Origin of the sequence: Vibrio sp. R-1 (assembly GCF_035615595.1) — a bacterium.
In the GTDB taxonomy this organism is placed as follows: Bacteria; Pseudomonadota; Gammaproteobacteria; order Enterobacterales; family Vibrionaceae; genus Vibrio; species Vibrio cholerae.
In genome coordinates this window covers 1-10829 of sequence record NZ_WPDC01000101.1, presented here as the reverse complement: position 1 = coordinate 10829, position 10829 = coordinate 1, and the positions used below count along the sequence as shown (strand labels likewise).

Annotated in this window: 11 protein-coding genes; 1 reads left to right on the top strand and 10 read right to left on the bottom strand. The window is 43.0% G+C overall.

What is annotated here, in order from left to right; translation table 11 throughout:
• The 10 genes from GOU96_RS15445 to katG form a co-directional block, all read right to left on the bottom strand.
• The coding region (locus tag GOU96_RS15445; protein ID WP_324702001.1) for a TolC family protein at window positions 1–589 on the bottom strand (589 nt) is incomplete at its 3' end.
• The gene (locus GOU96_RS15440) at window positions 582–1715 is read right to left on the bottom strand and encodes an efflux RND transporter periplasmic adaptor subunit (protein ID WP_114721202.1); all 1134 of its coding nucleotides are present in this window, start codon (window positions 1713–1715) and stop codon (window positions 582–584) included. The genes GOU96_RS15440 and GOU96_RS15445, both read right to left, overlap by 8 nt.
• A 271-nt stretch (window positions 1716–1986) precedes the next feature.
• Window positions 1987–2733, bottom strand: coding sequence for a substrate-binding periplasmic protein (locus tag GOU96_RS15435; RefSeq protein WP_000986556.1), 747 nt, complete (start codon window positions 2731–2733; stop codon window positions 1987–1989).
• A gap of 108 nt (window positions 2734–2841) precedes the next feature.
• Window positions 2842–3174 (bottom strand): hypothetical protein, encoded by a 333-nt coding sequence (locus GOU96_RS15430; protein WP_240493905.1) that lies wholly within the window; start codon window positions 3172–3174, stop codon window positions 2842–2844.
• A 97-nt stretch (window positions 3175–3271) separates the two neighbouring features.
• Window positions 3272–3703: an NUDIX domain-containing protein gene (locus tag GOU96_RS15425; protein ID WP_001961655.1), complete on the bottom strand. Its 432-nt coding sequence runs from the start codon at window positions 3701–3703 to the stop codon at window positions 3272–3274.
• A complete protein-coding gene (locus tag GOU96_RS15420) occupies window positions 3700–5010 on the bottom strand; it encodes an adenylosuccinate synthase (protein ID WP_267781165.1) in 1311 nt (436 codons plus the stop codon). The genes GOU96_RS15425 and GOU96_RS15420 overlap by 4 nt, the downstream gene beginning before the upstream one ends.
• The gene (locus GOU96_RS15415) at window positions 5007–5672 is read right to left on the bottom strand and encodes an HAD family hydrolase (protein ID WP_069648062.1); all 666 of its coding nucleotides are present in this window, start codon (window positions 5670–5672) and stop codon (window positions 5007–5009) included. The genes GOU96_RS15420 and GOU96_RS15415 overlap by 4 nt, the downstream gene beginning before the upstream one ends.
• A gap of 33 nt (window positions 5673–5705) precedes the next feature.
• Entirely contained in the window at window positions 5706–6752 is a 1047-nt protein-coding gene (locus tag GOU96_RS15410) for a phosphoribosyltransferase domain-containing protein (RefSeq protein ID WP_230373904.1), read from the bottom strand.
• Window positions 6739–7527 carry a 1-(5-phosphoribosyl)-5-[(5-phosphoribosylamino)methylideneamino] imidazole-4-carboxamide isomerase gene (locus GOU96_RS15405; protein WP_000390823.1) on the bottom strand — a complete coding sequence of 263 codons (789 nt, stop codon included), beginning with the start codon at window positions 7525–7527 and terminating at the stop codon, window positions 6739–6741. The genes GOU96_RS15410 and GOU96_RS15405 overlap by 14 nt, the downstream gene beginning before the upstream one ends.
• Window positions 7528–8160: 633 nt before the next feature.
• Window positions 8161–10335 (bottom strand): catalase/peroxidase HPI, encoded by a 2175-nt coding sequence (katG, locus tag GOU96_RS15400; RefSeq protein ID WP_174500224.1) that lies wholly within the window; start codon window positions 10333–10335, stop codon window positions 8161–8163.
• 412 nt (window positions 10336–10747) lie between these two features.
• Here katG and GOU96_RS15395 point away from each other — a divergent pair.
• Window positions 10748–10829, top strand: an 82-nt coding sequence (locus GOU96_RS15395) for a family 1 glycosylhydrolase (RefSeq protein ID WP_324702002.1), incomplete at its 3' end; no start/stop codon positions are given.

Below are 10829 nucleotides of genomic sequence, written 5' to 3'. Positions count from 1 at the left end.
GTTGGCTGCGTTTGGTTTCGAGTTCCGCCTGCGCATTGAGAATGGTTGACTCTTCATCAAGTTGGTTGACGCGTAGCTCTTCCAACTCCACAGATTTTATTTTACCCGCCAGATAACGCTGTTCAGCGATGGCTAATAATTGTGCGCCATCCGCTTGTTTTTGCTGGGCAAGAGTCAAATTACTTTGCGCTTCCGCTAAGGCAAAATAAGCGCTGAGTAACTGATGAGCGAGCTGGTTATAAGCTTGGTTACGTTCAAGTTGAGCTAACACCCAGTCCGCATCGGCTTTATCCAACGCGCTCCATTTTCGGCTATCCCACAAGGTTTGCTCAATGGTGGCGCCATAACTGCTCGAGCCATTTTGGCTTTCTGACCAGTTCATTCCGGCACTGCCTGAGAGTGAAGGAAGGAGATCGCTTTTGGCGAGATACTTATCTTGCACGCTGAGCTGCACCGAGAGTTCGGCAATGTGTGCATCGGGTGATTGTTGCTTGGCTTGCTGCCACGCTTGCTCGATGGAGAGCGCAAAAGCAGAAGAAGATGCCATCAGGCTAGTCAGTACACATGCGGTGAGAAAGCCCTTATTCATGCTGGCCTCCCAGCATGCTGTTATCCACTATGCTGTCTTTTTCGGCTACGCCTTCTAAGATCTCAACCTGTACGCCGTCAGAAAGCCCAAGCTTGACCGGATGAGCGGTATAACCTTGTGCAGAGCCATCCGCAATCAGCACCATGGGCGTTTCGCCCTCAAACTGTAATGCGCGCTCCGGAAGGGTAAGGACATCCGCGGCACGTTGTAAGGTGATTTTTGCGCTGGCAGAGAATCCAGAACGTAATGTCATGTTTTCAGGGATGTCTAATTGTCCGATTTCGACTTGAAATCCGTTATCAAAACTTTTGCCATCTTTGTTTTCCGGATTATTTAAGCGCTCCGATTGAATCGCGACTTTGGTCAACTGACCATTGATCACCTGCTCAGGGTAGGGGGCAACGGTAATACTGGCGGACATGCCGGCATTCAGCTGCGCAGCATCATGTTCACTGACACTGCCTTTAAACACGATATTTTTCATGTCCGCTAACTGGATCATTTCTGTTGCCGCTTGGCTCGACTCGGTAGAGATGATCGGCTCTCCGACCTCGACTTTGATATTTAAAATCGTGCCACTGATCGGGGCATATAGAGTAGAGGAGAGCTTGGCTTGCCCAATCGAAGCTTCACCGCTGCGGATCAACTCTAGGTTTTGGCGTTTTTGCTGCACTTCGGCTTGCTTAGCTTTGACGTCGGCTTTCGCGCGGACGTAATCATCATAATTGGCAGGAATGATTTGCTGTTTCACTAAGCGCTCAAGGTTGGCTAAGCGTTGTAAGTCTGATTCAAGATTCGCTTCACTTTGCATCAGCTCTGTGGAGGCATCGGTCAACGCCTGTGGTGTTGGATTCGGACGAACCTTAATCAAGGGTTGTCCTTGCTCAACATGTTGCCCTTCACGCACATAAATTTCACCGACAATACCGTTGATTTGCGATTTAATTGCCACCGAATGTGAAGGCATGATTTGACCAACCGCGACCGCCTGTTTCTCTATTGTTCCCCGGCTGACGTTGAGGGTCGGTAATGGGGATGAAGACTCAGGGGTATAAGCGAGAGTGTAATAACCGCCTGCCAAGCCAACACCTACTAAGGTTGCAAGAAGTGTCCAACGTTTTGCCATAAAAAACTCATTTATTTCATCAATCAATTAGAGACGGGATTCAGACTAAGGATGATAAGGAAAGTTCAAAAAAACGTTGTTTTTTAACATGCCGAATGAGCTAAACACAACCTTAAACAGAGACTTTGTGTACCCAAACGACTTTATGTTGCAGATAGGCGGTAAGTCAGTTTATCCCCATGAGCATAGATAGACTCTATGAATGAGGTAATGATCCCTAAAGGAGCTTAGGGATCATTATCTGCTGTAACCTCAAAGCCTTTGATGTGAGTTAATTAGGAGTTAATCCGTATTTTTGGTAAATGGCGTTAACCTCACCGTTTTGCACCATTTGTTGCAGTACTTCGGCAAGTTTGTCCGCCAGCGGATGATTTTTAGGCATACCGTAGTAGTTACCTATCACATTGGGGAAGAAGTAATCGGCCTTTTTGTAATTGGTAAAACTGATGTTTTTCAGCTCTTGTTCAATCGCCGCTTCATCAAGAACAATGATTGCATCAATGCGCTTTGCTTCTAGCATTCGAGCTAAGTTGTAATCATCGGCAACGACGGTTTTACGGATATTATTGTCATTGTCAAATTGCTCAAAATAAGCCGTACCTCGCTTTACGCCAACATTCAGTTTAGTTAAATCTTGGTACTCCTTGATTGGCATTCCTTCTCCATGAGTAATGAAGAGAATGTTTTTCGTCTGTTCGCTGATTGGGCCAACAAAGCGGACGAAGGCTTCTCGCTCTGAGGTTTTAATCACGCGAGGAACAATATCGACTTGATTGGTCTCCAGATCGGCTAAGCTGCGTGCAAAAGGGCGGCTGCGCCACTCAATAGAGTAGCCCAGCTTCTGTGTCGCTTGTTCAACGATATCTTTGAGTGGTCCAGTCATTGAGTTTGTTGCTTCATCTAACACCATTTCTGGTGGCCGATGTCTAAAGTCAGCGGTTAACGTTTGTGCTAACGCTATCGGCGTAAAGAGAAGCGCCAAGCAGCTCAGTAAGGTGTGATGAAAATAGCGCATCATTAGGATCTCCATTTCAGACGGTTTAGCCATTTTTCAATGCAAAGATTTTATAGTGCTGAATAAATTGCAGCTTACAGCACTGGTGCCCATATCCATGAAGTATGGGCCTTACAGAGAGGTGCGTGGTAACACGACCTCAGTTTGTCTGGGTATAGTATAGGCCGTTTTTTTCATTGTACTGCGGCGGCTAAACGATCTACGTCTTCTGGTGTATTCTTCATTTTTCCAACGTTGACCTACGGTATAAAGGAAATTAACAATATTGTTGATTGTTAAGTCCAGACTGTTTTTATAACTTGTTATTTCATCGGAGATGTGATCGGTTAAAACATCTAGGTTGAGACTGTTTTCGCGAAAAAAAATGCTTTTTTGTTCTGATTCTGATTTTTTTGAACAATCAGTCACTCTTCCATTAATAATAAATGGTATGTGTTTTTTCATATTATTTAAGCTCTTTTTTGATATTTTACTGCGCTACAGTAATTTTAAATAAAGAATTAACTTTATAGGTTGAGTGTGATGGTTTTTGGATTGATATTTATGGGTTTTTAATTTCTTCAATGCAAATGGGTGTCGTCATCGCTAATGATTTATCAAGGGCAAGGGGAATTAACCACCGTAAATTATGAATGACATTTTTAGGTAATGCATCGCAAGGTAATAATTTCACAATTTCTTCTTCCGTTGTTCGAATGTTATGGACTTTGTCACTAATCATGCAAAGGAAATAAACTCGATAAATATCTGGCCTAGTTAAGGTCACATACAACTTCCATTCATCTGGCTTTGTCTCGACGCCAGTCTCTTCTTGAAACTCCCTCGCGATGGCTTCATAGGGTGATTCATCATGTTCAATCTTTCCTCCGATACCGTTATATAATCCACTCTGCCATTTGGGTTTTAATTTTTTGATTAATCCGACGTTTAATAGGTCTTGAGAGAACATAAACCCAGTAACATAATTGATCATGCGTATTCCTCAGAATCTGCAAGGATAATTTGGCTGAATCCGTTAGGTTCGATATGAATTGTGTATTCGCGTTCTGCGCCATAGGAAATATATCGAATCGGTGCACTGATATAGGATTGAATATAAGCAAGATAATGAAGTAGTTCTTTGGGTAAATCGGATAAATTTAGAATGCCATTAGGGAGTCTTGGCCAACCTTGGAATTTTGTGTAAATAGGCTCGACTTGATCAAAATGAAGAAGAGCTTCATCAGTGCAAACTTTTTTTCCGTGTAATAAATATCCATTACATACCCAAACTTCATCCATGCCACCGAGAACATCAAGATTCGTGATCGCCACTTCTTTGACGCCATTGAGATGAATCGCTTGTTCAACCAAAGCAAGATCTAACCAGCCACAGCGCCTTGGTCTTTGCGATACCGTACCAAACTCATTGCCCTTCACTCGAATGTACTGTGCAATGTCACCATCAAGTTCGGTAGGAAATGGACCATTGCCAACTCGGATCATGTACGCCTTCATCACTCCTAATACTTGTAACGTTTGAGCTGGAATGCCTATTGAAGCAAAGCAGCTCTGAATTAAGGTGGAGTAGGCCACTGTGTAAGGGTAAGTTCCGAAACTGTTATCAAGAAAAGTGGCCTGAGAGGATTCCAATAACATGCTTTCGCCACGTTGAAGTAAGCGTGATATCACTTGATTAGTGAAGCAAAAATAGGGTTTTAGTTGTTTACCGAGCCTGAGTATGTATTGCACTTGTTGTTCAAAATTGAGGTGAAGCCGCCCTTCAAAGACGGATTCAATTTGCTTTTCTCGAATTTCCCAAAGCAGAGTGAGCTTATGACGTAATACAGACTCATTGAGCGTATCTTGCAATCGAATACCTAAACGATTGGATTTGTCTTCATAGCACGCCCCAACTCCCACACCAACGGAGCCGATTTTATGAACCCCTTTGTATTGCTCAGAAGCTTGGTTAAGTGCGGCGTGAATTGGTAAAACAATATGGCAGCGGGGATCGATGAATAGTTGAGTGTCAGGACAATGAGCTTTGATGAACTCTATTTCTTGGAGTAGCCTCTCTAAGCTGATCAAGGCGCCTTGCGAGATATAAAGGCATTTCCCATTCCTAATAGTTGCTGGAATTTGAGAAAAAGCCATGCGTTGCTCATTAAAGACAACAGAATGGCCAGCGTTCGCTCCACCATTAAATCGAACAATATGTCGGTATTGCTGAGCCAGTAAGTCGACAAACTTACCTTTACCTTCGTCGCCCATTTGTAGGCCTACAATCGCTTTTATCATTTGGCTCTCTCCTGTACGAGCTGATCGGCAAGAACAACGGCTTCTGCTAGGGTATTGACAACAGGGTTTCCTGTGGCCGCTAAGCGCTGATGGCTAAACGCACCACCAGAATAAAGAATGGAGGAGAGACCGAGCGCATGCGCCGCATCGGCATCGTCTTGGGTATCACCGATGAGGACAATCTCATTTTTATTGATTCCTTGGCGAGTAATAAGCTGGCTCAAGTGCTTTTTAAGATAGGCAGATTTGCCTTCTTGATTCAGCGGCTCTGTTCGTCCATTAACTTCTGAAAAATGCCCTTTGATTCCAAAAGCAGAAAGCATTTTAATTAACAGATTGTGTTCCATCAGAGAACAGACGGAATGGCTTTGGCGTTCATTCAGTAGACGGGCTGCATCTTGAGCTAAAGGTGCATCAAGTACCTCCTGTTTATAAATTTGACTAAACTTTTTGCCAATTTTTGACCATTCAAGCAGAGTAGGTTTACGCCCTAAAACTTGATGATAGAAATCTTGTACAGGTACACAGTAAAGAGAACGGTACTCTTCCGAACTCAATGGAAGTACATCAATTCCCATCAACGCAGTGTTGGTCGCTTTGAGTGAGATATGAAAATCATCGAGCAAAGTTCCATTCCAATCCCAAATAATATGTGCTTGCATATTGCCTCCTTGCCGGGCGAAAAATGATCGTATTTAAGCGCTATAACATTCAAGTTTTAAACAATAATTTCTTAAAGAATCAAATGCTTGAGTCTGGGTTCCCAAGTTAGATAAAAGGTTAAGTACACTTTTTGAGTACACTAACCATTCCATAATATTGGTGGTATGGTTTTGAGTAGTTGATGGTTGCTGTACTAATTGCTTGAGTAAATGATGATGACGAACATTCCATGGTGTTAAATAATCTAAAGATGAGAGATCAAATACAGAGTCTTGGTGGTAATAACCTTTGACGCGCAATAATTTTTCCCAATGAAGTTCAATGGCGGCAATTTTTGCATCAATTTGATAGTGATTTTTTAGGATAGATTTGGCTAAATGTAGGGTTTTCCCCGTGCCACAATTATCATCCAGAATCAATACGGATGGACGCAGATCTATTGGATTTCCCCAAAGAAATTCATTACATTTTTTTGTGTCATCATAACGAGAAATTTTTAGATAATTGAGTTGTGACTCATGATAGGCGGAATAAATAGCAGCACTGGCTGCACCACCAAGTAATATTCCCACGCATACATCAGAACGGGGCATCTGCATGACAGAGATGAGAGTTAATAGATGATTATCACCCTCAAGATAAACTCGTGGTTTTAACTTTGCTATATGATGGGGAAAACTGATTATATAACTGCTCACAGTAAAGTGAGTTTTTCCCATAAAGAAATCGACAATACCTTGCGCCATCTCTTTAGATTTTTGGATATAGTAATTAACAAACTCTGACTGATCATGTGCAATTAAGCTATCTAAAAGACGAAGTAATCCGTTCAATATATGATCCATCAGAATGTAACTGACATAAGGATTGGTGGTGGTTCTTAATCGGTTATGATAATCAAAAATATCAAGAATCAATTGAAAGCATGTTGATTCTTCATAGTATTTTTTTCCTCTTGAGAGGTAATTCTTATTTTGAGTGGGTAAATGAAGATCTTCAATGCAAGCTAAATCACAAGGTGGTAAGTGATGGGGGGGGATATAAACTTCACCCAATAACCCAACATCAGATAACTTCATTCGAAGTTGGCTCATCTTTATAGTTTTGTTGTACATACTGAAGAAACCTCTTGAGTTGATGTTGTTGAGTATGAATAAGCTGTCCTAAGACTGCTCCCTCAATGCCAATCTGATATAAACGATCAATATCATCTAGAGAGCAAAGGCCACCACCAGAGATGATAGGAGTTGATGTTTTTGTTAGGACTTGCTCTAACAGAGAAAAATTTGGGTGATTTAGTGAGCCTCCACGGTCTACGTCTGTCAAAACGTAGCGTTGGCATCCAGAATTATCTAACCAGTCTAGAGTTGTCCATAAATTGCCTTGAAGATTATTCCAACCCCGAGTGGCTAACTTGTATTCTTGGTTTACCAATTTGACATCGAGAGCAATAGCAATTTTTTCACCATACTTTTTTAATAATTTTCCACAAAGTTTGGGCTTGTCGAATATCATAGAGCTGATGTTGACGCGAGAGCATCCAGCAAGGATGTATTGTTCTAAAATTTCATTACTTCGTATTCCACCACAGACCTGAGTCTGTACTTTTTCACTAAAGTGCTTAACTAAGTCCATTATTAATCTTTGATTGCTCCCGACGCCGGATGCTGCATCAAGATCGACAATATGTATCCACTTAGCTCCAGATTGGAAGTGCAGTTCAGCCACCTCGAATACTTCACCAAGATATGTTTTTTCTTCAGTTATTCCTAAAGTTATATCTATAGCTGATCGTGATGTTAAAGCTTTTCCACCAACAATATCGATGGATGGATATAGTTTAAACTCTTCCATTATTTGGGCCTTTAATAAATAAAACTCAATAATTATTTAAATTAAAACTGAGGCTATGTGTTTTTGTGTTTTTTCTTTAGTTTGTTAATGTGATTTCTATAAATTTAATTTAGAGTTCAAGCTCTATTGTTAATGAGATTTTTGTTATTCTTACAATGCTGATTCATTTGTTTTGTTAACTTTCTTGTCTTTCAAATTAGTTTTCTGAATATTTAAAGTCAATTAGAAAAATAAGTGTATGAGATGTAATTTGATCGCTATTAAACTTCCACTAATTCTCGCTGATAATATTGTCTCTAAATGTCAACTTATTTATGGAAGAGAGTCACAATGCTTTAGAATGAGATAAATAAGATTGAGCTAAATTATTAATTGGTTTTGTAAAGAATTTTATTGGTATGCGAAAGATTTAAAGTAAGTTTCTAGAACATTTAAGTGATATGAACAAAAGGTTGGAATGAAATAAATAATCGCCTATCTGCAACTCCAAGTTGTTTGGGTATAGAGACAGATAACGCTCAAGAAAGGAGTACTTATTGTCTGCTGCAACGTGACATTGTATGAGTCGGAAGGGGATAGATGTGTACAAAAAAGGCTGCCAAATGGCAGCCTTGAAAGGGATGGTGAGATGGATTACACCAGATCAAATCGATCCGCATTCATTACTTTGGTCCATGCGGCAACAAAGTCTTTGACGAATTTTTCTTTGTTGTCGTCCTGTGCGTACACTTCCGCATAAGCACGTAGGATGGAGTTAGAACCAAACACCAGATCAACACGAGTGGCTGTCCACTTCACTTTGCCGCTCTTACGTTCAACAATCTCGTAAGAGTTGCGACCGGTTGGTTTCCAGGTGTAACTCATATCGGTTAGGTTAACGAAGAAATCGTTGGTCAACGCACCGACGCGGTCGGTAAACACGCCGTGTTGGCTGCCACCGTAGTTAGTGCCAAGCACACGCATGCCACCAATTAACACCGTCATTTCTGGAGCGGTGAGGCGCAGCAGTTGCGCTTTGTCGAGCAACATTTCTTCCGGTGTGACTACATAATGCTTTTTCTGCCAGTTACGGAAGCCATCCGCGAGAGGCTCAAGCACTTCAAAAGACTCAACATCGGTTTGTTCCAAAGTGGCATCACCACGTCCCGGTGCGAAAGGTACTGTCACATTAACGCCCGCCGCTTTAGCCGCTTGTTCAATACCAACGTTACCTGCCAGAACAATCGTATCTGCGATGCTGATGCCTGATTCAGCAGCAATTTTCTCCAGCACTGCCAGCACTTTGGTTAGACGAGCAGGCTCATTGCCTTCCCAATCTTTTTGTGGAGCGAGGCGAATACGCGCCCCGTTGGCACCACCACGTTTATCAGAACCACGGAAAGTACGAGCGCTATCCCAAGCGGTGCTGACCATTTCACTGATGCTTAGACCGCTTGCCGCGATTTTTGCTTTGACCGCATTGACATCATAGTCTTTACGACCTGCTGGAACAGGGTCTTGCCAGATCAAATCTTCTGCCGGAACATCTGGGCCAAAGTAGCGCGCTTTTGGTCCCATATCGCGGTGAGTGAGCTTAAACCAAGCTCGCGCAAACACTTCTGAGAAGTAAGCGGGATCTTTGTAGAAGCGCTCTGAAATCTTGCGATATTCAGGATCGATTTTCAGAGCCATATCGGCATCGGTCATCATTGGGTTGTAGCGAATACTTGGGTCTTCCACATCAACCGGTTTATCTTCCTCTTTGATGTTGATAGGCTCCCATTGCCATGCGCCCGCAGGGCTCTTAGTGAGCTGCCATTCATAGCTGAGCAGTAAGTAGAAATATTCGTTATCCCAACGGGTTGGGTGAGTGGTCCATGCACCTTCAATACCACTAGTGACGGTGTTTCGACCAATCCCACGGCTGGTGTGGTTGTTCCAACCTAAGCCTTGTTCGTGCAGTTCAGCGCCTTCAGGATCAGGGCCAAGGTTAGAAGCTTTGCCATTACCGTGCGCTTTACCCACCGTATGGCCGCCAGCCGTCAGAGCAACGGTCTCTTCGTCATTCATTGCCATGCGAGCAAAAGTGACACGCATATCTTGCGCCGTTTTGAGTGGATCTGGGTTTCCATCCACACCTTCTGGGTTGACGTAGATAAGCCCCATCATGACGGCCGCAAGTGGGTTTTCGAGATCGCGCTGACCAGAGTAACGGCTATTTTCACCGCCAGATTTGGCGAGCCATTCTTTTTCAGAACCCCAGTAGATGTCTTTTTCTGGATGCCAGATGTCTTCGCGGCCAAAGGCAAAACCAAAGGTCTTCAGACCCATCGATTCATAAGCCATGTTACCCGCAAGGATCATCAGATCCGCCCAGCTAATTTTGTTACCGTACTTTTGTTTGATAGGCCACAGCAAACGGCGTGCTTTATCTAAGTTGGCGTTATCGGGCCATGAGTTCAGTGGGGCAAAACGTTGGTTACCGGTACCGCCGCCGCCACGACCATCGGCAATACGGTAGGTGCCCGCAGAGTGCCATGCCATACGAATCATCAAACCGCCGTAATGTCCCCAGTCGGCCGGCCACCACTCTTGGCTATTGGTCATTAACGCTTTCAGATCGCGTTTTAGTGCTTCTACATCAAGCTTTTTCAGCTCTTCGCGATAATTAAAATCAGCACCAAGTGGATTGGTTTTGCTGTCATGCTGATGAAGGATGTCTAAGTTTAGCGCTTTAGGCCACCAGTCCATGTTGGACATGCTCGCCGAAGTCAAGCCACCGTGCATGACAGGGCATTGACCGCTTGAACCCGCTTTATTGTGCTCCATTGATTACTCCTTGCTTCGCATTATTCCCTTTCAGTTGAAAGTTGCTGCGTGTTGGCCATTTTCATGAGACCCGCACTCATATTGGTGTAGGTGCACAGTTGGCCATTTTGCGACAACCCCAAGTGTCTGGGGATTCTTTGATGAATTTCATCACTCGAAAGCAGAAAATCAGCTTGTATTCGAATGAGTTGAGATACTGTGTTGACGTTTAGAGTCTAGACACGGATCCCCACTAAGACTAATTAGAATTGCCGATACTTGTGATAGGTAACATTGACCATGGTCATATTGCGGACATTTTGTTTTGTAACCGGTTTCAGAAACCGGTTACATTGTAAAAAAGTTTAAGTTATAGTGTCAGCAGTTTGAACTGGCTAAAAATGAATTGCCAATTTTGTGAGAGAGGTCATCTATGGCTAAGTCTATTTTTCCTAACGATTTTTTGTGGGGTGGTGCGGTAGCGGCGCATCAAGTGGAAGGCGGTTGGGATCAAG